Source organism: Stenotrophomonas terrae, from assembly GCF_001431465.1.
GTDB lineage: Bacteria > Pseudomonadota > Gammaproteobacteria > Xanthomonadales > Xanthomonadaceae > Stenotrophomonas > Stenotrophomonas terrae.
In genome coordinates this window covers 1-25098 of record NZ_LDJJ01000037.1, presented here as the reverse complement: position 1 = coordinate 25098, position 25098 = coordinate 1, and the positions used below count along the sequence as shown (strand labels likewise).

22 protein-coding genes and 1 pseudogene are annotated in these 25098 nt (G+C 65.1%); 7 read left to right on the top strand and 16 right to left on the bottom strand.

Annotated features, from left to right (window positions below):
* Together ABB27_RS19960 and ABB27_RS11615 are read left to right on the top strand one after the other, a co-directional pair.
* Nucleotides 1–183, top strand: coding sequence for a hypothetical protein (locus ABB27_RS19960; RefSeq protein WP_161809646.1), 183 nt, complete (start codon nucleotides 1–3; stop codon nucleotides 181–183).
* A gap of 484 nt (nucleotides 184–667) precedes the next feature.
* Entirely contained in the window at nucleotides 668–4027 is a 3360-nt protein-coding gene (locus ABB27_RS11615) for a hybrid sensor histidine kinase/response regulator (RefSeq protein WP_057628871.1), read from the top strand.
* Nucleotides 4028–4152: 125 nt separating this feature from the next.
* On the opposite strand, the gene ABB27_RS11610 is transcribed toward ABB27_RS11615, so the two are convergent.
* Nucleotides 4153–4458, bottom strand: coding sequence for an ArsR/SmtB family transcription factor (locus tag ABB27_RS11610; protein ID WP_244479220.1), 306 nt, complete (start codon nucleotides 4456–4458; stop codon nucleotides 4153–4155).
* Nucleotides 4459–4555: 97 nt separating this feature from the next.
* On the opposite strand from ABB27_RS11610, the gene ABB27_RS11605 reads away from it, so the two are divergent.
* From ABB27_RS11605 to ABB27_RS11595, 3 genes and pseudogenes are all read left to right on the top strand, one after another.
* Nucleotides 4556–5446: an MBL fold metallo-hydrolase gene (locus ABB27_RS11605; protein WP_244479219.1), complete on the top strand. Its 891-nt coding sequence runs from the start codon at nucleotides 4556–4558 to the stop codon at nucleotides 5444–5446.
* Nucleotides 5437–5856 (top strand): annotated as a pseudogene (locus ABB27_RS11600) (YeeE/YedE family protein); the annotation flags it as partial. The gene ABB27_RS11605 and the pseudogene ABB27_RS11600, both read left to right, overlap by 10 nt.
* Nucleotides 5853–6290 (top strand): DUF6691 family protein, encoded by a 438-nt coding sequence (locus ABB27_RS11595; RefSeq protein ID WP_057628868.1) that lies wholly within the window; start codon nucleotides 5853–5855, stop codon nucleotides 6288–6290. The pseudogene ABB27_RS11600 and the gene ABB27_RS11595, both read left to right, overlap by 4 nt.
* Before the next feature lie 154 nt (nucleotides 6291–6444).
* Here ABB27_RS11595 and ABB27_RS11590 read toward each other — a convergent pair whose 3' ends face one another.
* Together ABB27_RS11590 and ABB27_RS11585 are read right to left on the bottom strand one after the other, a co-directional pair.
* Nucleotides 6445–7107: a response regulator transcription factor gene (locus ABB27_RS11590; RefSeq protein ID WP_057628867.1), complete on the bottom strand. Its 663-nt coding sequence runs from the start codon at nucleotides 7105–7107 to the stop codon at nucleotides 6445–6447.
* Between the two features lie 181 nt (nucleotides 7108–7288).
* A complete protein-coding gene (locus ABB27_RS11585) occupies nucleotides 7289–8086 on the bottom strand; it encodes a 3-hydroxybutyrate dehydrogenase (protein WP_057628866.1) in 798 nt (265 codons plus the stop codon).
* A 210-nt stretch (nucleotides 8087–8296) separates the two neighbouring features.
* Between ABB27_RS11585 and ABB27_RS11580 the strand changes: the two genes are divergently transcribed.
* Both ABB27_RS11580 and ABB27_RS11575 read left to right on the top strand, forming a co-directional pair.
* On the top strand, nucleotides 8297–10030 hold the full coding sequence (locus ABB27_RS11580; RefSeq protein WP_057628865.1) for a 3-hydroxybutyrate oligomer hydrolase family protein: 1734 nt from the start codon (nucleotides 8297–8299) through the stop codon (nucleotides 10028–10030).
* Between the two features lie 186 nt (nucleotides 10031–10216).
* Nucleotides 10217–10807, top strand: a complete 591-nt coding sequence (locus ABB27_RS11575) for a HutD/Ves family protein (RefSeq protein WP_057628864.1) — start codon at nucleotides 10217–10219, stop codon at nucleotides 10805–10807.
* A 200-nt stretch (nucleotides 10808–11007) separates the two neighbouring features.
* On the opposite strand, the gene ABB27_RS11570 is transcribed toward ABB27_RS11575, so the two are convergent.
* The 13 genes from ABB27_RS11570 to ABB27_RS11510 form a co-directional block, all read right to left on the bottom strand.
* Entirely contained in the window at nucleotides 11008–12618 is a 1611-nt protein-coding gene (locus ABB27_RS11570; RefSeq protein WP_057628863.1) for a sulfite reductase subunit alpha, read from the bottom strand.
* Entirely contained in the window at nucleotides 12615–13595 is a 981-nt protein-coding gene (locus ABB27_RS11565) for an FAD:protein FMN transferase (protein ID WP_244479223.1), read from the bottom strand. Before ABB27_RS11565 ends, ABB27_RS11570 begins: the two co-directional genes overlap by 4 nt.
* A gap of 176 nt (nucleotides 13596–13771) precedes the next feature.
* Nucleotides 13772–14578 (bottom strand): DUF4198 domain-containing protein, encoded by an 807-nt coding sequence (locus ABB27_RS11560; protein WP_057628861.1) that lies wholly within the window; start codon nucleotides 14576–14578, stop codon nucleotides 13772–13774.
* Between the two features lie 25 nt (nucleotides 14579–14603).
* The gene (locus ABB27_RS11555; RefSeq protein WP_057628860.1) at nucleotides 14604–15125 is read right to left on the bottom strand and encodes a DUF2271 domain-containing protein; all 522 of its coding nucleotides are present in this window, start codon (nucleotides 15123–15125) and stop codon (nucleotides 14604–14606) included.
* Between the two features lie 25 nt (nucleotides 15126–15150).
* The gene (locus tag ABB27_RS11550) at nucleotides 15151–15795 is read right to left on the bottom strand and encodes a PepSY-associated TM helix domain-containing protein (RefSeq protein ID WP_244479218.1); all 645 of its coding nucleotides are present in this window, start codon (nucleotides 15793–15795) and stop codon (nucleotides 15151–15153) included.
* 198 nt (nucleotides 15796–15993) lie between these two features.
* Nucleotides 15994–18408 (bottom strand): TonB-dependent receptor domain-containing protein, encoded by a 2415-nt coding sequence (locus ABB27_RS11545; RefSeq protein WP_057628858.1) that lies wholly within the window; start codon nucleotides 18406–18408, stop codon nucleotides 15994–15996.
* Between the two features lie 116 nt (nucleotides 18409–18524).
* Entirely contained in the window at nucleotides 18525–18938 is a 414-nt protein-coding gene (locus ABB27_RS11540; protein ID WP_057628857.1) for a hypothetical protein, read from the bottom strand.
* A 558-nt stretch (nucleotides 18939–19496) separates the two neighbouring features.
* Complete coding sequence (locus ABB27_RS11535) at nucleotides 19497–20174, bottom strand: Fe2+-dependent dioxygenase (RefSeq protein WP_057628856.1); 678 nt, start codon at nucleotides 20172–20174, stop codon at nucleotides 19497–19499.
* Between the two features lie 21 nt (nucleotides 20175–20195).
* Nucleotides 20196–20903: a tetratricopeptide repeat protein gene (locus tag ABB27_RS11530; RefSeq protein WP_057628855.1), complete on the bottom strand. Its 708-nt coding sequence runs from the start codon at nucleotides 20901–20903 to the stop codon at nucleotides 20196–20198.
* Nucleotides 20904–21047: 144 nt separating this feature from the next.
* A complete protein-coding gene (locus ABB27_RS11525) occupies nucleotides 21048–23339 on the bottom strand; it encodes a TonB-dependent receptor (protein ID WP_057628854.1) in 2292 nt (763 codons plus the stop codon).
* Nucleotides 23340–23464: 125 nt separating this feature from the next.
* Nucleotides 23465–23905, bottom strand: a complete 441-nt coding sequence (locus ABB27_RS11520; protein WP_152984546.1) for a hypothetical protein — start codon at nucleotides 23903–23905, stop codon at nucleotides 23465–23467.
* 228 nt (nucleotides 23906–24133) lie between these two features.
* The gene (locus ABB27_RS11515; protein ID WP_057628852.1) at nucleotides 24134–24466 is read right to left on the bottom strand and encodes a non-heme iron oxygenase ferredoxin subunit; all 333 of its coding nucleotides are present in this window, start codon (nucleotides 24464–24466) and stop codon (nucleotides 24134–24136) included.
* Nucleotides 24463–24999, bottom strand: coding sequence for a GNAT family N-acetyltransferase (locus ABB27_RS11510; RefSeq protein ID WP_057628942.1), 537 nt, complete (start codon nucleotides 24997–24999; stop codon nucleotides 24463–24465). Before ABB27_RS11510 ends, ABB27_RS11515 begins: the two co-directional genes overlap by 4 nt.
* Nucleotides 25000–25098: the final 99 nt, after the last annotated feature.

Sequence of the window (25098 nt, the reverse complement as noted above, 5' to 3'; positions counted from 1 at the left end):
GTGTTTGCAGCTTTTGTTGCTCTTGCTTTTGCTCTTGCTTTTGCTCTTGTTGTTGTTGCTGTTGTTGCTGTTGTTGCTGTTGTTGCTGTTGTTGCTCTAGCTCTAGCTCTAGCTCCAGCCCTTGCTCTTGATCCTGCTCCTGCTCCTGCTCCTACTTCTGCTGTTGCTGTTGCTGTTTCTTGAAGCCCCTCTCCCTCCGGGAGAGGGGTTGGGGTGAGGGCAGCTCCTGCAGTTGGCTTGTGGGCGCTGGCCTTTGACCCAGGTCAACCGCGAAAGCCGCAGGTCGGGGCGTCTGTGCTGATTTATCGCTGTGCAGTGAAGTCAAACGCAAAACCCGAAGAATCAGATTGCTGGTGGATCGCACCCTCACCCCAACCCCTCTCCCGGAGGGAGAGGGGCTTCAAGCTCGCGACCCTCACCCCAACCCCTCTCCCGGAGGGAGAGGGGCTTCAAGCTCGCGACCCTCACCCCAACCCCTCTCCCGGAGGGAGAGGGGCTTCAAGCCCGCACCCTCACCCCAACCCCTCTCCCGGAGGGAGAGGGGCTTCAAGCTCGCGACCCTCACCCCAACTCCACTTCCGGATGGAGAGAGGCTAAAAGCTTGTTCCGCTTCATCCTCATCCCTTAACTCCGTATCCTGCCAAGCAGCTTCTGGGAAACGCATTCCATGTTGAGTCTGGTGACGGTGGCGCTGGCGGGTCTGGCCTGGCTGGCCCTGATGTTTGGCGTGGCCATCTACGGTGAGCGCCGGCCTACCGCATTCGCGCGGCATTGGCGGCATATCTACACCTTGTCGCTGGCGGTGCACTGCACCTCGTGGACGTTCTATGGCACCGTCACTCAGGCTGCACGCCATGGTTGGCCGCTGCCGCCAACTTTTGTCGGCGCGATTCTTTTCTATGCGCTGGCCATCGGCGTGATGATGCGGCTGGTGCGGCTGGCGCGCGAAACCAATGCCACCTCGCTCGCCGATCTGATTGCCGCGCGGCTGGGACGTGATGCCTGGCTGGCGGCGACGGTGACGCTGGTGACCGTGCTGGGCCTGATTCCGTATATCGCGCTGCAGCTCAAGGCGGTTGCGATGAGCTTCGGCATGATCACCTCGCGCGCGGTGGATGCCGGGCAGAGCGGTTCGATCTGGCATGACAGTGCCTTGTATGTGGCGCTGGCGATGGCCTTGTTCGCGATGCTGTTTGGTGCGCGCCGCGCCGATGCCTCCGAGCACAACCGTGGCCTGGTGCTGGCGATGGCTGCCGAGTCGGTATTCAAGCTGGGGGCGATGCTGGCGCTGGGGGTATTCGTCTGGTTTGGCCTGAAAGGGGTTCCTGCCGCGCCACCGGCGCCGGTCAATACACAGGAAGGCGGCTTCATCCCGCTGGTGATCCTCGGCGGTCTGGCGATGTTCCTGCTGCCGCATCAGTTCCACGTTGGCGTGGTCGAGTGCCGTGACCCGGCCGATGTGCGCACCGCGCGCTGGCTGTTTCCGTTGTACCTGCTGCTGATCGCGCTGCCGATCCTGCCCTTGGCGCGCGCTGGCACGTTGCTGCTTGGCAACAGCGTGCCGTCGGACATGTATACCTTGGCGCTGCCGTTCGCTGCGGGCCATGAAGGCGTGGCCTTGTTCGCTTTCCTCGGTGGCCTCAGCGCGGCCACCGGCATGGTGGTGGTGAGCACGCTGACCTTGAGCCTGATGATCGGCAACCACTGGTTTGCACCGGGACTGTTGCGCAGTGCATGGGCGCGCGCCGGCGGCGGTGATCACCGCCGCGAGCTGGTGTGGCTGCGGCGCGCAGGCATCTGCGTGATCATGTTGATGGCCTGGGGCTATAGCCGGCTGATTGGTGGCGGCAATGTGCTGGCCGATATCGGCGCCGTGTCGTTCTCGGCAATGGCCACGCTGGTGCCGGTGCTGGCCTTTGCCATCTGGCGGCCGCAGACGCCACCGCGCGCGGCCATCGCCGGTGTGCTGGCCGGCTTCGCGACCTGGGCCTGGGTGCTGCTGCTGCCCTCCTTGCTGGAAAGCGGCGGGCGTACACCGGCATGGCTGCTGCAGGGGCCGTTTGGTTGGCAGTGGCTTGCACCGCAGGGCTTGTTTGGCCTGACCGGATGGACGCCGCTGGGGCGTGCGGTAGGTGCCAGCCTGTTTGTCGGCACCGCGGTGACCTTGTTGGCGATGGCCTGGCGGCGCGATACGCCAGACCGTATCAGCCGCAATCTTGATGCCGATACCCTGCGCGACGCCGGCCGTCGGTTCCTGCCCTACGAGCGGGTGCAGCGCTTGCTGGCCGACGCGCCGCGCAGTGGCGCGGTGCCTGCAGCGATCGAGGCCAGTGTTGAGCGTGAGTTGTCGGCGGTGCTTGGTGCCGCTTCCGCGCGCCTGTTGCTGGATGCGGCGCGGCGCGAGGGCAGCGAGTTGGCAACGGTGGCGGCCATCGTCAGCGAAGCGTCGCAGGACCTGCGCTTCAGCCAACAGGTACTGCAGGCAGCACTGCAGAACATGAGCCAGGGCATCAGTGTGATCGACCGTGAACAGCGGCTGGTGGCATGGAACCGGCCGTATGCACGCATGTTTGGATTCCCCGATGAGCTGCTGCAGGTGGGCCGCCCGATCATCGATCTGACCCGCTGGGCATTGCAGGCGATGCCTGCGCGCGGTGGCGACGAGCGGGCGGTGGACCGGCGCCTGGCTTTCATGCGCGCCGGTACGCCGCATTTGACCGAACGCGTATTTCCCGATGGCAGCATCGTCGAGATCCGCGGCAACCCGATGCCGGGCGGTGGCTTTGTGGCCACCTTCACCGATGTCACCGAATTCCGTCGCAGCGAGCGTGAGCTCAAGCGCAGCAACGAAACCCTGGAGCAGCGCGTGGGCGATCGCACGGCCTTGCTGGAGTCGGCCAAGCGCGAGGCGGAGCGGGCCAACGATGCCAAGAGCCGCTTCCTGGCCGCAGTCGGCCACGATCTGTTGCAGCCGCTGCATGCTGCGCACCTGTTCACCGATACGCTGGCGCAGCAGGTGGAATCCAGCCAGCAGCAACAGACCGTGGTGCAGATCCGCGGCGCGCTGGATTCAACCACCGACCTGTTGACGGGGCTGTTTGATATGTCGCGGTTGGAAGCCGGTGGTCTGGTGCCACAGCCGCGCGATCTGCCCTTGGCCGAAGTGCTGGATCCGCTGGTCTCCGAGTTCCGTGCGCTGGCCACTGCGCGCGGCCTGGAGTTCCACTATGTGCCCACCCGCGCCTGGGTCAACAGCGACCCACAGTTGCTGCGCCGGGTGCTGCAGAACTTCCTCGCCAACGCGGTGCGTTATACCCATGCGGGCGGCGTATTGCTCGGCGTGCGCCGCGATGGTCAACGCCTGCGGGTGGAAGTGCATGACACCGGCCCGGGCATCGCCAAGCAGGAACAGCAGCGCATATTCGAGGAGTTCCGGCGTGGCGAGGAGAGCAGCGGGCAAGGACTCGGTCTTGGCCTGGCCATTGCCGACCGCATTGCCGGCCTGCTGCGTACGCCATTGCGCCTGCGTAGCGAGAAAGGGCGCGGCACGGTGTTCTCGGTGTCACTGCAGCTTGCGGCGTCGGCGCAACTGGCGGCGGCGCCACGGCTGCGCAGCGCGGCAACGTCCGGTGGTGTGCCGGTGTTGGTGGTCGACAACGACCCGGCAGCCTTGCAGGGGCTAGCTGGCCTATTGCGTGGCTGGGGCTACAACGTGGCCGAAGCCGCCAACGAAGCACAGGCGGTGGCGGCATTGCAGACCCAGCCGGCAAGCCTGTGGCTGTTCGACTACAACCTGGATGACGGCGATACCGGCACCGCGTTGCAGCTGCGGCTGGGCGAACACTTCGGTGCGCGTCCCACCTTGATCCTCAGTGCCGACGACAGCCTGGCGACGCGCCGTGAAGTGTTGGAGCAGGGACTGACGCTGCTGCACAAGCCAGTGCGTCCGCTGGCGCTGAAGTCGATTCTTGACCGGCTGTTGGCGGCCGATGCGTTGAGACCAGGTGCGGAGCGGCGCGAGTCTTAAGCCCCCGCATTTTCTCCACGTAGCCCGGGTAAGCGCAGCACACCCGGGAGAACTTTGCGATACCCCCCGGGTGCGCTGCGCTTACCCGGGCTACGGGCCCCACGTGCTTTGTCGAAGCCTGAAGCTTAGCGGCTGGCTTTCCCGCAATAAGCCGCATGCAAGGCCTGCATCACGCCCATTGCCGGGCTGTCGGCCAGCGCATAGAAAATGCTCTGTGCTTCACGACGGGTGCTGACCAGCTCGGCTTCGCGCATCACCGCCAGATGCTGTGACAGTGCCGACATCGACAGGCCGACCTGCGCCTGCAGTTCACCTACCGAAGCCTCGCCCTCAACCAACCGGCACAGCACGCGTAGCCGGGCGGGGTGGGCCAGCGACTTGAGCAGCTGCGCGGCCTGTTCAGCGTGCGCCTGCATTTGTTCCATATCCATGTCTGAAGCTGGCATCAGGGGCTTGCGTTCCGGGCTTGTACTTTGCGGATGACTAGTTTAATTTAGAAAAAGCTAAATTAAAAGCAAGGCCCTCTCAATGAGCCAGACGCAGATGTCATCGCCGGTGGTCGAGCCGTTCTACGACAAGGACACCGGTACCTTCAGCTATGTGGTCTATGACCAGGTTGGCGGCATGGCTGTCATCATCGATCCGGTACTGGATTACGAGCCGGCCGGCGCGCGCACCAGTACCGTGTCAGCGGATGCGCTGCTGGCGTTCGTGCGCAGCAAGTTGTTGACGGTGGCATGGATTCTGGAAACCCATGCGCATGCGGATCATCTCAGTGCGGCAGGCTATCTGGCCGATCAGCTGCAGGCGCCAGTGGCCATCGGCCGCGGCATCGTGCAGGTACAGCAGCACTTCAAGACCCTGTTTGGCCTGGGCGATGAGTTCATTGCCGATGGCAGCCAGTTCGACCGCCTGTTCGAGGATGCGGACAGCTTCAACGTGGGTGGATTGACTGCACGGGTGATTGCCACGCCCGGGCATACCGATGACAGTCTGACCTATGTGATCGGTGACGCGGCATTCGTCGGTGACACGGTGTTTGCCGCAGATACCGGCACCGCGCGCTGTGACTTCCCCGGCGGCGACGCGCATCGGCTGTATGCGTCGATCCAGCGCATCCTGGCCTTGCCGGCTGATACCCGCATCTACCTGTGCCATGACTACCCCGGCAGCCGCCGCGAAGCGCAGGCACAGAGCTCCATCGACGAGCAGAAGCAGCACAATCTGCACCTCAGGGACGGCACTGACGAGGCCGCCTTCGTGCAGATGCGCGAGCAACGTGATGCAACGCTGCCGGTACCGAAGCTGATCCTGCCGGCCCTGCAGGTGAATATCCGCGGCGGGCGCTTGCCCGAGCCCGATGGCAACGGCGTGCGCTACCTGCGCTTGCCGCTGGATCAGATCGGGAAACCGCAATGAGCGGCTGGATGCTGGCCTTGGCCGGCGGCGTGTTGATCGGCCTGGCCGCCACGTTGTTGCTGTGGCTGACCGGGCGTATTGCCGGTATCAGCGGCATTGTTGGCGGTGTGCTGATGCCGCGCAGTGGAGAAGTGGCCTGGCGCGGCGCATTCCTGATTGGCCTGATCGGCGCCGGTGCCGCGTATCTGTGGCTGGTGCCGGGCGCTTACACGCCGCGCCAGGGCTTTCCGCCCGTGCTGCTGGTTGCAGCGGGGCTGCTGGTGGGTTTTGGCACGCGCATGGGCAATGGCTGCACCAGCGGCCACGGTGTCTGTGGTTTGGGGCGCTTGTCCGTGCGTTCGTTCGCTGCCGTGTTGACCTTCATGGCGACGGCGGTTCTGACCACTTATATCGTCAGGCATGTGGCATGAGTACCTCGCGTATCACCTTGGCGGCACTGGTTTCCGGCGCGCTGTTTGGGCTTGGCCTGGCGTTGTCGGGCATGACAGATCCGCAGCGCATCCTCGGTTTCCTTGATGTGTTTGGCGATTTCGATCCGGCCCTGTTGTTCGTGCTGGGCGGCGCTGTCGGCACGACGATGCTGCTGTTCCGTTTCGTGCTGCGACGGCCGGCGCCGGTATTGGCTGAGCGTTTCCAGATTTCGGATCTGCGCCATATCGACCGGCCATTGCTGATCGGTGCGGCCTTGTTCGGCATTGGCTGGGGACTGGCCGGTTACTGCCCGGGCCCGGCGCTGGTCGGCCTGGGAGTGTTGTCACCCGAAGCATTGTGGTTTGTACCGGCAATGTTGGCAGGCATGTTGTTGCACAAGCTGGTAACTCGGCGCGGTGCAGGAGCAGTGTAGGGGAGGGGTGTTGTAGGAGCGGCGTCAGCCGCGAAGCTGACAACGGCACCGTCGTAGTGAAGTGCGATCAGGAATGCGTGTGATCGATCTGGCTGCGGCCGGCCGGTCCGTCGGCTTCGCGGCTGACGCCGCTCCTACAAAGCATCGCTTGCGATCACAGCGCCTGGCGTGCCGGATCGCTCAGTTCCAGTTCGCGCAGTACTACGCTGGCCTGGGTGCGGTTGCGCACCCCGAGGCGTTCGAAGATGGCCGATAGATGCGCCTTGACGGTGCGTTCCTGCACATCCAGACGGTCGGCGATCTGCTTGTTTAGCAGGCCTTCGGCAACCAGCGCCAATACCCGGAACTGTTGCGGTGACAGACTGGCCAGGCGTGCGGCCAGTTCGCTGTCGTGGCTGGAGGACTGCGCCCGCGATACCGCCGCGCGCAGCGAGGCCGGCAGCCATTGCTCGCAGGCCATGACGCTGCGGATTGCTTCGCGCAGCTCATTCAAACCCGAACTCTTGGGCAGGTAGCCGGCGGCGCCGTGGTCAAGCGCACGCCGCACCACGCGTGGATCGTCATTGGCCGAAACCACGATCACCGCCACCCCGGGGTGTTGTGCGCGGATAGCGGCCAGCCCTGCCAGCCCGTGATTGCCGGGCATATGCAGGTCGAGCAGGATCAGGTCGGTGTCCGGGGCCGCATCCAGCGCCGCCAGCACGCCTTCCAGCGACTCGGCCTCGCGTACCTGCAGCTCGCTGACGGCCTCGCTGGCCGCCTGCCGCAGGGCAGCGCGGAACAAGGGGTGATCGTCGGCAATCAACAAACTGGGCATGAGGCTGGGAACGACTGGCGGGAAAACAGCCGCCAGTAGAGGCGCACATGAAGCCAAAAGCAACCTCCTGGGGCCGGGAACGAGGGAGTAGCAACCAGGGCGGAGCGGGAAAGCGGCGCTAAGCATCTACTGCATCTGCTTCGACGTTCTGCTTCCTCGCTCCTGATCATTCGTTCCTGACTTACTGCGCAGTCCAGCCGCCGTCCATCGGCATCGCCGCGCCGGTGAGGTTGTGCGACTCGCGGCGGCACAGCCAGACCACCATCGCGCCGATGTCTTCCGGCAGCGACATGCGCAGGCTGGGCTGCTTTTCTTCAAGCAGGGCGCGGACGCCGTCATCGCGGCTGCCGCCGTTGCGGTGGGCCTGGATCTGCGGCTCGATCAAGGGCGTTTCAACCCAACCCGGGCAGACGCAGTTGACGGTGACGCCACCGCTTTCACGGCTGCCGGCAGCGGCGTATTCCAATGCCGCTACCTTGCTCAGGCCAACGATGCCGAACTTGCTGGCCACATACGGGGCCTTGTTCTTCGAGGCGACCAGACCATGCACCGAGGCGATATTGACCACCCGGCCGTAGCCGCGCTCGGCCATACCGGGCAGCGCATGCTGCATGGTGTGGAAGGCGGCGCTGAGGTTGATGGCGATGATGTCGTCCCACTTCTGCGGCGGCTGTTCGGCCAGCGGTGCGGCGTGCTGGATACCGGCGCAGTTGACCAGGATGTCGATGTTGCCCCAGGCCTGCACGGCTTCGAGCATGTGGGCGATCTGGTCGGGTTTGCGCAGATCGGCATCGAAGTGCCGCGCCTGGCTGCCGGTGTCGGTGACGCTGGCTAACGCCGCGTCGATCTGCTCGGGCGTGCCCAGGCCGTTGATGGCCACGCGGGCGCCGGCATTGGCCAAGGCCTGGGCGATGGCCAGGCCGATGCCGGAGGTACTGCCGGTCACCAATGCGGTGCGGCCTTGCAGGAAGCGGTCCATGGGGGACTCCGAAGCTATGGGGGATGGTGGAAACGTAGCAGCCGCCGCGCTAAAAGCGTGTGGTACTTAAGTACGATGAGCCGGCCGTGGTTGCTCTGCTAGGGTGCGTCCATGAGCCAATCCCTATTGCGCGCCGCCTGCGGCCTATTTGTCGGACTGAGCCTGGCCTCCTGTGCCAGCGGCCCAGCGTCCAAGCCCGTGGAGTCTTCCATGTTCAGCAACGAACTCCGCAGCGAACATCGCGGCAGTGATGACCTGCTTACCGCCGGGCTGGGCCTGGCCGGCCTGCGCAGCATGGCGCCACCGGCTTTTGCCGATGCCAGCGCGCCGACCGTGGATGAGCTGCGCCGTCGCGCGATGTGGGGCAGCTGGCGCGGCATTGCCGACCTCGCCCCGGGCGGTGGTTACGGCGAACTGTTCGGCAGCCTGCAGAACGTGCCCGGCCGCGAGTATGCGGCGTTCGCTCGCCTGCCCGGTGCCAGCCAGCCGCATCGTGTGCTGGCGCAGATTCCGGACAACTTTGATACCGCCAAGCGCTGTGTGCTGGTCGCACCGGCATCGGGCTCGCGTGGCATCTACGGCGCGGTGTCGGTCGCCGCTGCCTGGGGCCTGCCCAAGGGCTGTGCGGTGGTCTATACCGACAAGGGCGCCGGCAGCGACTACTACGATCTGAACGCGCAGATGGGTGTGCGTGCCAATGGCACCATCGGTGCCTTGGGTGAAGTCAGCGACCTTGCGTTCGTGCCGGATGCGCCGGTCAATGCAGCAGGTGTCGCCTTCAAGCATGCGCATTCCAAGGACAACCCGGAAGCCGACTGGGGGCGCCACGTAAAACAGGCGGCCGAGTTCGCACTGTTGGCCTTGGCACAGGCCTATCCGCAGGCGGCGCCCTTCACTTTCGAGAACACCCGCATCATTGCCGTGGGCATCTCCAATGGCGGCGGCGCGGTGCTGCGTGCGGCCGAGCTGGAAGGCGACTGGCTGGATGCGGTGGTGGCCGGTGAACCCAGCGTCTATTCCAGCGGTGCCGGTGCACGTGCGCTCTACGATTACAGCACCGAGGCGGCGTTGTTGATGCCGTGCGCGCAGCTGCACATGAGCAACCTGCCGCAGCCGCCGATGACCGCCGCGCTGCAGGCCGGTGCCGCCGTGCGCTGTGCGAGCCTGGCAGCGGAGGGTGTGATCAGTGGCGCGACACCAGCGGCGCAGGCCCGGTCGGCCTACGAGCTGATGCTGAGCAAGGGATGGACCGACCAATCGCTGCGTGCTGGTGCCTTGTCCACCGGCTTTGATCTATGGCGCGCGATCTCGGCGACGTATGCCTCGGCCTATGGCCGCTATGGCGTTGGCGAGCATCCCTGTGGATTCAACTTTGCGGCACAGAATCCGGACTTCTCGCCGCGCGCGGCAACCGCCATTGAGCGTGCTGCGTGGATCTCCGACGGCAGCGGCATTCCGCCGGGTGCCGGCGTTGGCCTGCTCGACAGCAAGGTGGCCTTGCCGGACCTGACCTACGCCGGTCTGAAGTGCCTGCGTGGTCTGTGGGACGGACAGGGTGAAGACGCCAAGCGTGTGCAGGCCGGCATCCAGGCCACCCACGCCGGTTTGCCGCGCAAGGGCCTGCCGGTGATGGTGGTACACGGTGCCGACGATGGCCTGATTCCGCCGGCTTTCAGCAGCGCACCGTATGCGGCGGCAGCCAAGGCGGCCGGGCGCGAAGTGAGCTACTGGAAGGTGCAGCATGTGCAGCACTTCGATGGTTTCCTCGGCCTGCCGGACTATGGCTCGCGTTACCTGCCGCTGCTGCCCTATGTGTATGAGGCCCTGGATCGGGTGCAGGCACGCCTGGACAAGGGCACGGCTTTGCCAGCCGATGCAGTGATCGCCACCACCCCACGTGCGGGCAAGGCGCTGACGGCTGAGAACCTGGCGATGCCGAAGTAAGGGCTTGAGCCCCTCCCTTGCGCGAAGCGCAGGGGAGGCTTGAGCCCCCTCCCTTTGCCGTAGGCAAGGGGAGGGTTGGGGAGGGGTTGGCTTTGCTCGACGCTGTTGGATTTGTGGCTTCGCGGCTTACGCCGCTCCTACACATCTGCCGCTCCTACAGCTCCGCGCTGATGGCATCATTGGCCGATGCATACATTGAACTCTCCTACCCGCGTCATCCCTGCCGCGCTCTACCAGCGCGAGCGCTGGCGCAATGGCCTGGGTTGGACGCGCGAGATCCTGCGTCTGCCGGAGCAGGGCGACTGGCAGCTGCGCCTGTCCATCGCCGAGATCGAACAGGACGCGGCGTTCTCCGCATTCCCCGGTGTCGAACGCGAGCTGGTATTGCTGCAGGGCGAAGGTCTGCGTTTGCGCTTCGCTGATGGGCGTTGCGAAACCCTGCTGCCGCCGTACCAACGCCTGCGTTTTGCCGGCGAAGAAGACATCGTCGGCGAGCTGGTCGACGGTGTGACCCAGGACTTCAATCTGATGTGGCGGCGTGATGCCTTGCAGGCCGAACTGCTGCATCGGCCGCTGGTGGGCAATATGTTGTTCTTCACCGAGCCACAGGCCGCGTGGGCCATCCATCTACTGGCCGGGCAGGCAGTGTTCGAGGGCGGTGTGCTGCCGGCGCTGTCGGCCGGTGATACCGCGTGGCTCGGCGCCGGCGAACGGCAGCGCTATACGCTCAGCGGCGGCGGTGAACTGCTGGCGATACGGCTGATGCCGGTTGTGTAGGAGCGGCGTAAGCCGCGAAGCCAAAGAACCAACAGCGCAAGGCTTCACCTGTAGTGCCGAGCCATGCTCGGCATGGGCATTACCGGGAAAGCTTCTGCCGAGCATGGCTCGGCACTACGGGTGAGGCTGCTTGTAAGGCCTCTGCCGAGCATGTCTCCGCACTACAGGGCTGCTTTGCCGAGCATGGCTCGGCACTACGCTCAGTAGACGTCGCGGCGGTAGCGGCCGGCGATGCGCAGTGCCTGATGTGCATCGGCACCAATCGCATCGATGATGACCTTGTCCACCGCCGGGGCCATGCCCTGCAGGCTGCCGCAGACCAGCAAGGTAGCGCCGTCGTCCAGCCATTGCCGCAGCACTTCGCTGTGCGCAGCCAATGCGTCCTGTACGTAGTGGAAGGCGCCATCGTCGCGGCTGAAAACCGTATCCAATCGCTCGACTCCGCCCTCGCGCTGCCATTGACGCAGCTCGTCACCGAAATGGAAGTCGTGCGCCACATTGCGCTCGCCGAACAGCAACCAGTTGCGGCGCGCGCCTGCATCGATACGGGCGCGCAGATGTGCACGCAGGCCGGCGATGCCGGTGCCGTTACCGATCAGGATCAGCGGTGCATCGTTGCCGGGTGGATGGAAGTTGCTGTTGCTGCGCAGGCGCAGATCAATGCTGTCACCGATGGCGGTGTAGTCGCAGAGCCAGCCGCTGGCCAGACCCGGTGTGCCATCCGGGCGCAGCTGCCGGCGCAGCATCAGCTGCAGGCTGCCTTCCGTTGGCATCGATGCAATCGAGTATTCGCGGTGCGGCAAAGGCTTGAGGCTGGCGGCCAGAGCGTCGGCATCACCGGTGTCACAACTGTCAGGCAGGTGCGAAACAGCCAGGGCATCGCCCAGCAAGCGGCCATCGGCCAGCACGGTGGTGGAAGCGAAGTCGTGCGCCTGCAGCCATTGCGTCACCGCGACAGCAGATTGGCGTGGGCCGATCTCGGCGATGTCGCCGGCCTGCCAGGCTGGCAGCTGGCCATCGGCCGGTTGCAGCTGCAGGTGGAATACCTTGCCGCCGATGCTGCCGGGGTTGAGAACTTCGCGCTTGCGCAGCAGCCAGGATTGATAGGCCGGTGCGCTCCAATCACTTGCCTCCGTGCTTGAGCCGCCGAGCTGGCCCAGCAGCTGCTGCCAATGGCGCAGCGCCTCGGCGTCGGCGTTGTCGACGTCCACGGTGTCAAACAATGGCTGTGCACCGTGCGCGCGCAGCCAGTCATCAAGTTGATGGCCGAACGCGCAGTATTGTTCGTAGGTTTTATCACCCAGTGCCAGCACGGCATATTGCAGTTGCGGCAGCTTCAGCGGCTGCGGCATTACCCGGCTCAGGAAGGCGAGGGCGTGATCGGGTGGATCGCCTTCGCCGGTGGTGCTGACGATGAACAAGGCCTGGCGAGTGCTGTCGAGCAGGGCTGCATCCACCTGGTCGATCGCGCGCAGCCGGGTCTTGTGGCCGGCAGCACGCAGCTGTGCCGCAGTGCGCTGCGCCAGCTGCTGGGCAAAGCCGGTCTGGCTGGCCCACACTACCAGGATGGGCGGCTCCTTGCTGTCACCGACCTCATCGTCGCGTTGGCGGGTGCACCACCACAGGGCGAAACAGGCGGCTGCGTAGATTGCCAGCGCTGCCAGCGCCATCCACCACTGTGGCGCCAGCGGCGGTGCCGGCCACCAGCGCTCGCCCAGGTGCAGGCGCAGCAGTAGCAGGGCGATCAGCAGCAGGCCCAGGCCCACGGCGAGGTTGCCGAACAGGGCACGCGTGGAGCGGTTGCGGTTCATTGCGTGCTGGCGTCCAGGTAACGCTGGAAGGCGGGCGTCATGGTTTCAATCAGGCCGTTGCTGCTGCGGGTGATGAAGCGTGCAGCCAAGTCATGGCTGTTGGCAAAGGCCAGGCCCTGATCAGCGCCCATCACGGTCAAGGCGGTGGCCCAGGCATCGGCAAGCATGGCCTCGCGGGCGATCACGCTGACCGCGGCGGCTGCGCGGCTGACCGGTGCATGGCTGCGCGGATCCAGGGTGTGGCTGTAGGACACGCCATCGCGTTCAAAATGGTGCCAACGATCGCCCGAGGTGGCGATTGCCAGCTCGTCCAATGCGAGTACGCGCGGTGGATAGTCGGCGCCGGCATCTTCTTCCGGAGCGGATTCAACCAGCACGCGCCAAGGCTGGCCGTCGGGTTTCAGACCGTAGCCATGCAGTTCGCCGCCAACTTCGACAAGCGCGGCGGTGATGCCGATACGGCGCAGCCAGCGGCTGACCAGATCCACGCCGTAGCCTTTGGCGATGGCCGACAGATCCAGCTGCAGACCGCCGGGTTGCAGGGCGCTTTGCGTTTGTGGATCCAGCTGCAGTTTGTTCCAGCCGCAGCGTGCAGCCACCTCGGCCAGCAGCGCGGGATCGGGCACGGCCTGTGTGGCGCCATCGGCGCCAAAGCCCCACAAAGCGACCAGCGGCCCGATGCTGGGGTCGAAGGCGCCTGCGCTGCGTTCGGCGATGTCGCGCGCGGCGCTGAGCACGTTCCAGAAATCATCGGGCAGCGCATGCCAAGTGCCAGCGGCGGCGCGGTTGTAGCGACTGATGTCGGAGTCGGCTTCCCAGGTGCTCATCTGCGCGACGACACGGTCGAGCTCGGCCTGGATGCCGGCATGCAGTGGATGCAGATCACGGCTGCGTGCAGCGACCAGCTTGACGCTCCAGCTGGTGCCCATGGTGTGGCCGCCGAGGGCGGCGATGTCGGAGTTGGAGGACATCGGTATAAAAAAGCCAGCTGGGGCAGGTGTTTCTTCTCCCGTTTACGGGAGAAGGTGCCCCGAAGGGGCGGATGAGGGGAAGCTTTGGTTTTTGTGGGTCTGCCGCGGCTTCAGGAGCCCGGCTTCGGCCTTGCCCTCACCCCAACCCCTCTCCCGCGGGCGGGAGAGGGGCTTTTAGAGCTTTACTGCGGCAGCACTTCCAGCGTGGCTACGTAGCTCAGGCGGCGCACGTTGGCCTGCGGGATCGAGGTCTTGTTGTCCTCGGTGCCGGTTTCCAGCCAGTACATGCCAGCCTGCGGCCAGGTCACCGAGAACTCGCCATTGGCGTCGGTGGTTACCTTGATCTCTTCCTGGGCGTTGCGGTAACGGGTGCCGCCGCGGGTGATTTCCACTTCCAGGCCAGCGTGCGGCTTGCCGTCGACCAGCAGCTTGAACTTGGCCTGCTCACCGGCGAACAGATCGTTCGGGTGGCCCACTGCGACCAGTTCCATGCCCTTGCCGGTCGGCTTGAGCGCGGTGTCGTTCGGCTTGCCGTTGGTGACGAAGGTTTCAACGCGACCGGCGGTCTCGGAGACCTTCAGTTCCTTGGCATCCTTCGGGACTTCGGTGGCGAAAGTTGCAGCGTTGCCGCGCCAGCGCTTGGGCTTGCCGTCTTCCTGCCAGTTGGCCATCAGGCCGGCGTTGACGTTGGCCAGGCGGTAGGTGCCCTGCTGGGTCAGTTCAACATCGAACACGCTGCGGTACTTGCCGGTGGCCACGTTCTGCGGCTGCACGGTGCTGCCGTCCGGTGCGGTGATCACCAGGTTGTCCAGGCGCAGCGGCACATGGTTGAAGTAGAACAGGTCGTTGGACACGGCCGCATCCACCGTGATCCACGGGTTGGTACCGGCAATCACGGTCTGCGACGGCTGCAGCCAGGCCTTGTGGGCGGCGGCGGAGAAGGGCAGCGCGGCGGCGATGGTGGCAGCAAGCAGGAGGGAACGCTTCATCGGTTGGCTCCGTTGGTAATGGGGATCAGGGCTTGACGGCGAGGGTGACGGCACCGAGTTCGGTGCTGCCTTGGGCACTGCCGTTCTGGGCGGCACGGGCCGGCCAGCTGAAGGGAATCTTGACCAGCTCGCGGCCGCCGACTTCACGTGCGGCTTCCACTACCAGCGTGTACTGGCCGGCGGGCAGGGCGCGCAGCTGCGGCTGGCGGTCGCTGAAGCTGAGCTGGTGCTTGCCGACCGGACGGGTCGGGCCGGTCACGCCATCCACCGGCACCTGCAGGGTGCGGCCGCTCTTGCGCCACCACTGGCGCAGGTCCGGCAGCCACTTGGTGCCATGGCCTTCGGCGGTGTCCTTGAGCTGGTACCAGACCGACAGATTGGCGGCGACCTGCTGGTCGGCACCTTCGATCCACACCGCGACATACGGGCGGTGGTACTCGGCCACGTTGAGCTTGGGCACTTCGACGTTGACGTCGAGGCTGGCGGCGTAGGCGGCAGGAGCGGTGGCGATCAGGCCGCTCAGGGCGATGGTCAGGGTGACGCGCATGGTGCGACTCCGGGAAGAACGACGGTCAATGGATGAGGAGCAGGGCGATCAGCAGCGGGATCAGCAAACCCAGGCCGACCAGCGGCCAGGTCATGCGCCGCTGCCGCGCATGCAGATGCAACAGGAACAGGCCGGTGATGCAGAACACCAGGCAGGCCACCGCGAACACGTCGAGGAACCAGCCCCAGCCGGGGCCGGCGTTGCGGCCCTTGTGCAGGTCATTGAAGTACGAAACCCAACCGCGACGGGTTTTTTCAAACTCCACCGCACCGGTTTCGCGGTCGATGCTCAGCCAGGCATCACTGCCGGGGCCGGGCATGGACAGATAGATTTCTTCTGGCGACCACTCGGCCTCACGGCTGCCGATGGACACTTCCAGACGATTGGACAACCAGTCGGCCACGCGCGCTGGCAGCGGCGCGTTGCCTTCTTCGCGCTCGCCCAGAGCCTTGAGTACGGGCGCCGGCAATTCCAGCTGCAGGTTCTGCACCTGCGGCTTGGCTTCGATCCTGGACGCGTGGTTCAAGGTGATGCCGGTCAGGGAGAACAGCAGCATGCCGATCAGGCATACCGCCGAGCTGATCCAGTGCCACTGATGCAAGGTGCGCAACCAGAATCCACGACTGGCTTGTTGTTGCACGGTAGTGGCGGCGCTGCGGTCTGCGGACACGGGGATCAGGGGTGTTGAAGGATGACGATTAGAGCACTAATGAGAATGATTCGCAATTTGTGCCGTGCTACGCCCCCTCCCCTTCACTGCGTGAAAGGGAGGGAGCGGTGTTGCCTGTGCTGGAAACGTTTGTGGGGCTGCGGCGTTGACAGGCGGGGTGGGCAAGCGCTCAGCGCTGCCCGTGCCCAGCTACAGCCATCAGAACTTCGCGTTGAGCGACAGCCAGTAGCTGCGGCGCTGTTCCTTCACCGCATAGTCATCGACGCAGCTGTACTCGCTGGGCGAGCTCAGGATGCAGGACTGCGAGACGAAGTCCTTGTCGAACAGGTTGTTGACGCGGGCGTTGACGGTGAGCCAGTCGTTGAGCTTCCAGCTGCCGCCCAGGTGGAAGGTGGTGTAGTCCTCGTAGTAACGGACAGTCGAGCTGCTGACGCCGCCGACATTGGACACCAGCGTGTCGCGGTAACGGTCGTAGCGGCCTTCGCCGATCAGGCTCAGGCTGATGGCGTCGTTGAGCTGCCAATTGAGGCTGGCATTGGCCATGTGCTTGGCCGGGTTGCCGGCGATCGGCTGGCCCTTGGTGGCGCCGCTGGTCTGCTCGCTCTTGGTGTAGGTGTAGTTACCGCGCAGCTGCAGGTTGTCCAACAGGTCCACGTGGCTGGCCAGCTCAACGCCGCGGGTCTCGGCCTTGTCCAGGTTCACGCTCTGGCTGAAAACGCTGTAACCCAGCGCTGCCCAACCCGGGCCCACGTCCACGCAGTAGCCGCTGTTGGCCGGTGCCACTTCGCAGTTGGCGAAGCTGCCGCCGCTGGCGATCTTGTCGTCGAAGCGGTTGAGGAAGGCGGTGGCGTTGAAGCCCCAGCGGCCGCCGTCGTAGTAGGTGGCGATTTCGTAGTTGGTGCTGGTCTCCGGCTTCAGGTTGGGCGAGCCCACCATCGGGATCACACCCTGGCCGCCGAAGCCGGTCACGCCGGGGAACAGCTGGTCCGGACGCGGGGTCTTGTAACCGGTGCTGATGCCGCCCTTGACGGTCCATGCATCGCTGGCATTCCACACCAGGTAGGCGCGCGGGCTGACATGGCTGCCGAAGATGTTGTGGTGGTCATGGCGCAGGCCGAGGGTGGCGGTGAGCGCGTCGGTCAGCGACCAGTTGTCTTCGGCAAACACCGACCAGGTGCGATGCTTCTGCTTGACGTTGTCGCGGTAGCCGTTGCCGTCCATGCCGAACACACCGTCGGTCATGTCGGTGTTGTTGTACTGGCCGCCGACGGTGACCTTGTGTGCGCCGAAACTCATGTCGAGCATGGTGTCCAGCACCATCGCGTCCAGCTCCATGGTGCGCAGAGGGCGCGGCAAGAAGGCCTGCAGGCGAGCGCGTTCGGCATCATTGAGCACCGACAGGTTGCCGCTGGCCATGTTGCAGTTGGCGGACGGGCCGCGACGCGAACAGACGTCATTCCACAGGGTCTGCAGGTCGGCGCGTTCGTCCAGGGTCAGCGGCAGCGAGCGGCCCAGGTTGTTGCTCTGGGTGCGCGACAGGCTGGTCTGCCAGGTGCCGAAGTCGTAGCGGCCCTGGTGGGTCAGCGAGAGCTGGTCCAGCTCGTAACGCTGGTAGGCGGTATAGCCAACGCGGGGCTGCACCACGCGGCGGGTGGTGGTGCCACCGCTGCCATTGGGAATGGTCGCCACGCCGCTGCGCCACAGGCTTTCGGCGCTGTCCAGGGTGCCGGTCTGGCCCTTGCTGTTGTCGTACTTCTGGCGCGAGACGTCGTAGTCCAGCCACAGGTCGTGGTTTTCGCTGGCTTTGAAGTTCAGGCGGATGCCGCTGTTCCAGTTGGTGTTGGCTACGGCCTTGCCGCCGCCGCCAAAGCCGAGCGCACGTTCCCACTGGCTGCCATCGGGCAGCGGCAGCGAATCCCATTCCGGGCGTGATTCGTCGATGTCATACCAGCTGCCGCGCACGGTCATGCCCAGACGGTCCTGGATCAGCGGGCCGCTCAGGTACAGGTCGGTGGTGCGGGCGTCGCCGAAAGCGTCTTCCTGCTGCACGGTGAAACCCTGCGTCACCGAACCGTGCCATTCGTTCTGGTTGCGCCGGGTGATGATGTTGATCACGCCACCCATGGCATCGGCGCCGTACAGGGTCGACATCGGGCCGCGCACTACTTCGATGCGCTCCACTGCATCCAACGGCGGCATGTAGGCGAACTGGCCACCGCCGAAGTTGTTCGGGTACAGATTGCCGACGTTGCTCTGGCGGCGGCCATCGATCAGCACCAAAGTGTATTCCGAGGGCATGCCACGCATGGAGATGGTGGCGCGGCCGTTCTTGTCGGTGGTTTCCATGCCGACGTCGATGCCTTCCACGTCGCGCAGCGCATCGACCAGGCTGGTGTAGGGACGCAGTGCCAGTTCTTCGCGGCTGACCACGCTGATGCTGGCCGGCGCGTCGGTGATCTTCTGCTCGAAGCCGCTGGCGGTGACGACTACCTTGTCCAGCGTGGTCGGCGCGCCGCTGCCGTTGGCATGGGCGCTGGCGCTGAGGGCGCCGAGCACGGCGAGGCTGAGCAGTTGGCGGGAAACGGACACACGGTGACGCTGGCGCAGGGCCATGGGAATACCTCGAACAAGGGAATGCGGGCTGCAGCCGTCAACACCGCAGACGCGGGCGCATGCAGGGACGAGCTGGAAAGAAAGGGGGTGAAGCGCGGGCGCCTAGGCGCGGAGCGTCAGCTCAAGGGCGGCGCTTGCCCACGCTGTTGGCGCGGGCTGGCCAAGGCATGGCCGACGACCGGCTCGGACGCCGGGATGACCACACGGACCGGGCTGGGCCCGCTGGCTGCAAGCAGCAGCTGCGTGGCATGGGGCAGGGGCGGGATGGCGCGTGCCGCACGCAGCTGGCTTGCTGTACGAAGTTTGGCCGGGCTTTCTTCTTCCAGGTGACGCTCGCCACCCTGACGCTCTTCGGCAGGCGCCGAAGCATTGCTGTTTTCCGCAACACCAAGCCGGCCCAGCTGGCTGCCGCTCTGGCAGAGCGATGCCAACAGCGACAACAGCAACAGCAGGCACAAAGCCAACGGACGCAGGCCGACAACGCCGGAAGCGGCGGTGCTGTATGCGTGCTGGCGCTGTGGTTGCTGCATGCGTATCCCCGGATTGCGGACGCGGCCAACAGGGCCGGCGTGCGCGGTGCGGCATTGTAGATACGATTCGTTAACTTTTGCAAATGAGAATTGATAGCAACATGACAATTATCAGTCTGCTGCCGTTGGCTGACCTGCGCGCTGCACCGCCAGTGGCGTTGACTGGTTGTAGCTGTCCGGTACGCGTGGCAAAGGGTGGTCGCCGTTTTTGTAGCCCGGGTAAGCGCAGCGCACCCGGGGGGCAGGGATCGGTCGGGTTCCTGGATTCTCCGTCGAACAGCCCCGGGTGCGCTGCGCTTACCCGGGCTACGGTGCTACGTGACTAATGCGTGCGCCGCGCCAGTGTTGACTCTGTGAGGATCTCAAGCGCGTGGCAAAGAGCGGTCGCCGTTTTTGTAGCCCAGGTAAGCGCAGCGCACCCGGGGGCAGGGATCGGTCGGGTTCCTGGATTCTCCGTCGAACAGCCCCGGGTGCGCTGCGCTTACCCGGGCTACGGGACTACCGGACTCGTGCTACGGGACTACGGAGCTGCTGCGTTGACGATGGGATCGGTAGCGCTCAGGTTTGCGCCCACTGCCGCAGCAGGTTGTGATAGATCCCGGTCAGGCTGACCAGTGAGGGGTGTTGCGGGCAGTCCTGGGTGAGCTGCTGGATGGAGGTGTCCATTTCCCACAGCAGGCGCCGGTGGGCTTCGTCGCGCACCATGCTCTGCACCCAGAAGAACGAGGCCAGGCGCGCGCCGCGGGTCACCGGCTGCACCTTGTGCAGGCTGCTGGAGGGGTAGACCACCAGGTCGCCGGCCGGCAGCTTCACTTCGTGCTCGCCATAGGTGTCGCTGATGATCAGTTCGCCGCCTTCGTATTCGTCCGGCTCGCACAGGAACAGCGTGCACGACACGTCCGAGCGCAGCTGCTCGCCCTGGCCCAGGTTCATCACCGCGCCATCGACGTGGAAGCCGTAGGTGCCGCCGCCGGTATAGCGGTTGAAACGCGGCGGCAGGTACTTCAGTGGCAGTGCGGCGCTGAAGAAGGAAGGGTTGCCGGCCAACGCCAGCAGCACGGTTTCGCCCAGTTCACGGCGCAGCGGCGAGTTTTCCGGCAGCTGCTCGTTGCGCTTGGCGTGGGTGCCGAGGTGGCCAACGGTCTCGCGGCCATCGGTCCAGTCAGCTGCATCCAGTTTCTGGCGGAACAGGGCGACCTGTTCGGGGCTGATTACGTTGGGGATGTGCAACAGCATGGGAGTTCCTCGGGGCCTGGTTCAGGCCACCAGTGCGCGGATCTGCGGATGGGGGGAGGCCGCCAGCTCGGGTACGATATGCGCCATGAACGCCGGGCTGCCGTTGGCCAATGCCAAGCGCAACCACTGCACGGCGGCCTCGATCTGGCCTTGCTGCAGCAGGATGGAGGCGAGGTTTGCCTGGCCGCGGAAATCGCCGGCCTCGGCCGAGCGTTGATACCAGGCCAGGGCAGCTTGCGGATCGCGTTCGATATCCAGCCCGTCTTCCAGGTGGCGGGCCAGCAGGTTCATCGATTTGGCATGGCCCAGCTGCGCGGCCCTTGTATACAGCGCCAAGGCCCTGGGCCGGTCCTGCGCCACGCCGCGTCCGGTAGCGAGCAGGTTGGCATGGTTGTACATGCCCCAGTCCAGGCCGGCTTCGGCGGCATTGCGGTACCAGACCGCGGCCAACGAGGCATCCGGCGTGCAGCCCTGGCCAAGTTCATGGCAGCGGCCGAGCATGTTCATCGCCAGTGCGCTGCCGTTGTTGGCGGCGGTTTCGTACCAGAGCAGGGCGGCCTGCTCGTCGCGGCCCACGCCTTTGCCTTCGATGTACAGCTGGGCCAGCAGCAGCTGTGCATCCAGCTGGCCGCCCAGCGCAGCCTCGCGGACCTGCGCGAAGGTGGCGTGCGGGTCATTCCGCAGTTGCTGCGCCAGTGCATCGACATCGCTTGGAAAGGAGTTGGCCATCGTCTTGCCTGTGTACAGGCTTCCACCAGAATCTGCTGCCGATGGTAGCCATTGCGGGTGATCACCGTCGCCTGCCGCGGCAGGGACGGAAAAAGCACAACGGCGGCAGGCTCGCGCCTGCCGCCGTTGTTGCTCATGCAGGCATCAGAACTTGACGTTCAGTGCCAGCGTGGCCGCGCGACCCGGGGCGATGCTCGCGTAATGCGAGGCATAGGCCTTGGTGAAATAGGTCTTGTCGGTCAGGTTCTGCACGTTCAACTGCAGGCTGATGTTGTCCTGGATGGCGTAGCCGATCATGGCGTCCCAACGGGTATAGCTCGGGACCCACTTGGTGTTGGCGGCGTCGCCGTACTGCTTGTCGACGTAGCTTGCACCACCACCGACGGTCAGGCCGAACGGGAACACATAGGTGGTCCACAGCGTGGCGGCATGCTTGGGCGTGTTCGGGAACATGTTGCCGTTGTTCGGCGAGACGATGTACTGACCCGCCGGGCAGGGCTGGCCACGCGGCACAGTGACACCGCAGACAAAGCCGTTGTCCTTCAGCTCCGAATCCATGTAGGTGTAGCCGCCGGCGACATTCCAGTTGTCGGTGATCTGGCCATTGATGCCGATCTCAACGCCGTTGATCGCCTTCTTGCCTGCGTTCTCGGTGTTGCCGGAGTCGACGGTGACACGTGCATTGCTCATCTCGGTGTGGAAGATGGCGGCGGTCAGGTTCAAGCGCTTGTCGAGCAGGTCCCACTTGGTGCCCAGCTCGTAGTTCTTGGTTTCCTGCGGCTTGAGGTTCTCGATGGCGGCGCTGATCGAGTCGTTGCCTTCACCGCTGTCCATGCCCGGCGGGGTCGAGGAGGTGCCGTAGGACAGGTAGATGCTGCCGTTGGCGGTCGGCTTGAACACCACGCCCGCCTGGTAGTTCAGGAAGCCGTCGCTGTTGTTGAGCACGGTCGGGGCCTTGTTCAGGACCGGGGTGACCTGCTCGGTGTCGTAGTCGTCCCAGCGCAGGCCGAGGTTGACCAGCCACTTTTCGCTCAGCTCGATGGTGTCGAAGGCGTAGACCGACTTGGTCTTGGTGGTCTGGTCGATATCCAGCGCCTTGTCACTGCGGGTGACCGGGTGGGTGGCCGACCACGGATCCTTCGGGTTCGGGTTGTAGAAATCGGTGCAGTTGTAGCCGGTGGCTGCGCCGGTGGTCGGGCAGGTCTGGTTGCCGGTGAGCGGATTGTTGGTGCCGGCGCCGCCGATCACATAGCTGCCCTTGCTGCTCTTTTCTTCGCTGTACTCAACGCCAGCACTGTAGCTGTGCTTCAGGCCACCGGTCTGGAATGCACCGGTCAGGCTCAGCTGGTCGGCGAAGGTCTTGGTGTCGATCGCACGGTTGTTGGTGCGACGCCACAACGTACCGAAGTTGTTCGGGTTGTTCTTGCTGTCGTCCGGCTGGGTCCACAGGTAGTCATTGCTGGTGTTGCCCAAGCGCGCGATGTTGCGCAGCTTGTGCTCGCCGAACGAGTAGCTGGCGTCCAGGGTGCTGATATCGGCACGGGTACGCTGGAAGTCGCGGTCAATCAGGCCGTAATAATTGTTGCGGTTGGGCACGATCGGCGCACCGACGGTGGTCTTGGTAGCCGGGTCGCCGTACGGGAAGCCGCCTGCGTCGGGCAGGTCATCGGTTTCCAGGTGGTAGTGGCTGGCGATCAATTGCAGCGGGCCGTTCAGGCCGAAGGCGATGGACGGTGCGATACCCCAGCGGCTGACGTTGGCGGCATCACGACCGGCGATGTCGGATTCGTGCTTGAGCAGGTTCAGGCGGGCGGCGATGCCGTCGCCCAGCACGTAGTTGGCATCGACGGTGCCGCGCGCATAACTGTCGGTGCCGATACCCATGCTGGCGCTGGTTTCGTTCTTCAGCTTCGGGGTCTTGCTGACCAGGTTGATGCTGCCGCCGCCGGAGTCACGGCCGCCGTAGGCCGAGCTCGGGCCCTTGACCACTTCCAGCTGCTCCAGGTCGAACACTTCGCGGGTCTGGGTGCCAACGTCGCGCAGGCCGTCGACGAACATGTTGCTCTGGCCATCGAAGCCGCGCAGGAACGGACGGTCACCGGTGGAGTTGCCGCCTTCGCCGGCGCCAAAGGTGATGCCCGGCACCATGCGCAGCGCATCGACCAGATTGGTGGCACCGATTTCCTGGATGGTCTTCTCGGTGACCACGGATACCGACTTCGGGGTGTCCAGTAGTTCGGCGGTGAACTTGGGCGAGGACGGCGCGAACCAGCTGCCGCGTACCTGTACCTGATCCAGATCGGTGGCCTTGTTCTTGGCCGAGTCGGCGTCTGCGTCGGCGGCCAGTGCGGTCAGCGGCGAGAAGCCGGCAGCCAGCGTGGCGGTGGCGAGCATGGTGGCGCGCGGTGCGTACTTGCGGGTCTTGATATGGGTCATGGACGGGTATATCCGGGAGAAAAGGACGAGTTGAACCTGACGGGCCGAATGGCGCCGCGGGTGTTTAGGTGGAAAGCGGGGTATCGACGGCGATGCGCTGTTGCGCGCGGATCGCCGGAGGCTGCTTAGATGGCGCGCGCGCGGGGCGGGGCGTGGCCGGGATTGAGCAGCAGATAGGGCGCCAGCGGATAGCGCTGGGCGCGCTCCACCGCATGCTGCAGCAGCGTGTCGCTGGCGGCAGTCATGAACACGCGGTGAGCGGTAAGCGGGGCAGGCGTGACCGGCGACGACAACATCGGTGCCGGGCGCGAGCGGGTGGGGCGGGAGGATTCGCTGCCGGCTTCGCTGATGGCTGCCATCTGCAGCGGCTGCTGCGGGTGGCCCGGTTCAGGCGAAACCAGCAGCTGCGCATGGCCCTCCACTGCCAGCGGGGCGGCAGCAACCGCCTTCACCTGCAGGGCGACGGCCCAGACCAGCAACATGCCGAACAGCAGTGGCAGCCAAAGCAACCGCCGCCGCACGGATGCGACAGTCAGCGGTACAGCCTTGGCGGGCAAGCGGGACATGGAGGTGGTGCGGACCGTTAACATCGCGTTATCGCGATAGATGCGCATCTTATTGAGAATTGTTTGCGTTTGCAATCCCGATATGCGAGGGACAGTGGCGCATCCAAGGGATACAGCACGGTGGCCTATCGCGGACAGGAACCGCCCGCTGGCGTGCGCTCAGGCAGCTGGCCTGCTCGGCTGCGGGTGGGGAGGGGCCAGCCCTCCCGCCGCCGCAGGGCATGACTTTCAGTCGCGGTCGTCGCGCGACCAGATACCGCCGTGTTCGCGCTTGACCGGGAACTTGGGTACGGCTGTGTAGGCCGGGGCGCACAGGGCGCGGCCGTCGCGGACATCGAAACGGGCGCCGTGCAGGATGCACTCGATGCTGCCTTCGTCCGCGTCCAGCTCGCCGGAGGACAGCTCGAACTCCTCATGCGTGCACTGGTCTTCCAGCGCGTACAGCTCGCCGTCCAGGTTGAATACGACGATCGGAGCCCCGGTCACTTCATCGAAGCCGGTCTTCATTTCGCCCGGCAGCAGTTCCTCGTTGCTGCAGATGAAGGTCCAGGTCTCGCTCATGCGGTAGCTCCGAGGGGCTTTTCCAGCACTTCGAACTGCAGGTCGTCACGCTTGGGGATGCCAAAGCGCTCGTCACCATACGGGAACGGCTTCTTGATGCCGGTGCGCACATAGCCACGGCGTTCGTAGAAGGCAATGAGTTCGTCGCGGCAGTCGATCACCGTCATCTGCATGGTCGGCAGCTGCCATTGCTCGGCGACATGCTGTTCCGCGCGCTGCATCAGCTGCTTGCCGATGCCGCCGCCCTGGGCGTTGGGGCTGACCGAGAACATGCCGAAGTAGCCATGGCCATTTTCGTCGGCAACATGGCAGCACGCCTGTAGCTGGCCATCCTGCTCGGCGAGCAGGATCACGCTGCGCGGGCGGTCGAGGTCGCCCTGGATGCCGGCGGCGTCGATGCGCTGGCCGTCGAGGATGTCGGCCTCAGTGGTCCAGCCCACACGCGAGGCGTCGCCGCGATAGGCGGAGGTGACCAGGTCGATCAGGGCCGGGATATCGGCGGCGGTGGCGTTGCGGAAAGTCAGCTCGTTCATGGTCTGCATTCTAGCGCTGGCAGCCGGAACGGACGATGGGACGTGTCTTGGGGAGGGGCACCGCCCCCTCCCTTTCGCGTAGCGAAGGGGAGGGTTGGG

What these genes read in the sequence shown, in the direction of transcription:
- ABB27_RS11615 (WP_057628871.1), top strand. Translation starts at nt 668, where the DNA reads ATGTTGAGTCTGGTGACGGTGGCGCTGGCGGGTCTGGCCTGGCTGGCC.
- ABB27_RS11610 (WP_244479220.1), bottom strand. Translation starts at nt 4,458, where the DNA reads ATGGATATGGAACAAATGCAGGCGCACGCTGAACAGGCCGCGCAGCTG.
- ABB27_RS11605 (WP_244479219.1), top strand. Translation starts at nt 4,556, where the DNA reads ATGAGCCAGACGCAGATGTCATCGCCGGTGGTCGAGCCGTTCTACGAC.
- ABB27_RS11595 (WP_057628868.1), top strand. Translation starts at nt 5,853, where the DNA reads ATGAGTACCTCGCGTATCACCTTGGCGGCACTGGTTTCCGGCGCGCTG.
- ABB27_RS11590 (WP_057628867.1), bottom strand. Translation starts at nt 7,107, where the DNA reads ATGCCCAGTTTGTTGATTGCCGACGATCACCCCTTGTTCCGCGCTGCC.
- ABB27_RS11585 (WP_057628866.1), bottom strand. Translation starts at nt 8,086, where the DNA reads ATGGACCGCTTCCTGCAAGGCCGCACCGCATTGGTGACCGGCAGTACC.
- ABB27_RS11580 (WP_057628865.1), top strand. Translation starts at nt 8,297, where the DNA reads ATGTTCAGCAACGAACTCCGCAGCGAACATCGCGGCAGTGATGACCTG.
- ABB27_RS11575 (WP_057628864.1), top strand. Translation starts at nt 10,217, where the DNA reads ATGCATACATTGAACTCTCCTACCCGCGTCATCCCTGCCGCGCTCTAC.
- ABB27_RS11570 (WP_057628863.1), bottom strand. Translation starts at nt 12,618, where the DNA reads ATGAACCGCAACCGCTCCACGCGTGCCCTGTTCGGCAACCTCGCCGTG.
- ABB27_RS11560 (WP_057628861.1), bottom strand. Translation starts at nt 14,578, where the DNA reads ATGAAGCGTTCCCTCCTGCTTGCTGCCACCATCGCCGCCGCGCTGCCC.
- ABB27_RS11555 (WP_057628860.1), bottom strand. Translation starts at nt 15,125, where the DNA reads ATGCGCGTCACCCTGACCATCGCCCTGAGCGGCCTGATCGCCACCGCT.
- ABB27_RS11545 (WP_057628858.1), bottom strand. Translation starts at nt 18,408, where the DNA reads ATGGCCCTGCGCCAGCGTCACCGTGTGTCCGTTTCCCGCCAACTGCTC.
- ABB27_RS11540 (WP_057628857.1), bottom strand. Translation starts at nt 18,938, where the DNA reads ATGCAGCAACCACAGCGCCAGCACGCATACAGCACCGCCGCTTCCGGC.
- ABB27_RS11535 (WP_057628856.1), bottom strand. Translation starts at nt 20,174, where the DNA reads ATGCTGTTGCACATCCCCAACGTAATCAGCCCCGAACAGGTCGCCCTG.
- ABB27_RS11530 (WP_057628855.1), bottom strand. Translation starts at nt 20,903, where the DNA reads ATGGCCAACTCCTTTCCAAGCGATGTCGATGCACTGGCGCAGCAACTG.
- ABB27_RS11525 (WP_057628854.1), bottom strand. Translation starts at nt 23,339, where the DNA reads ATGACCCATATCAAGACCCGCAAGTACGCACCGCGCGCCACCATGCTC.
- ABB27_RS11520 (WP_152984546.1), bottom strand. Translation starts at nt 23,905, where the DNA reads ATGTCCCGCTTGCCCGCCAAGGCTGTACCGCTGACTGTCGCATCCGTG.
- ABB27_RS11515 (WP_057628852.1), bottom strand. Translation starts at nt 24,466, where the DNA reads ATGAGCGAGACCTGGACCTTCATCTGCAGCAACGAGGAACTGCTGCCG.
- ABB27_RS11510 (WP_057628942.1), bottom strand. Translation starts at nt 24,999, where the DNA reads ATGAACGAGCTGACTTTCCGCAACGCCACCGCCGCCGATATCCCGGCC.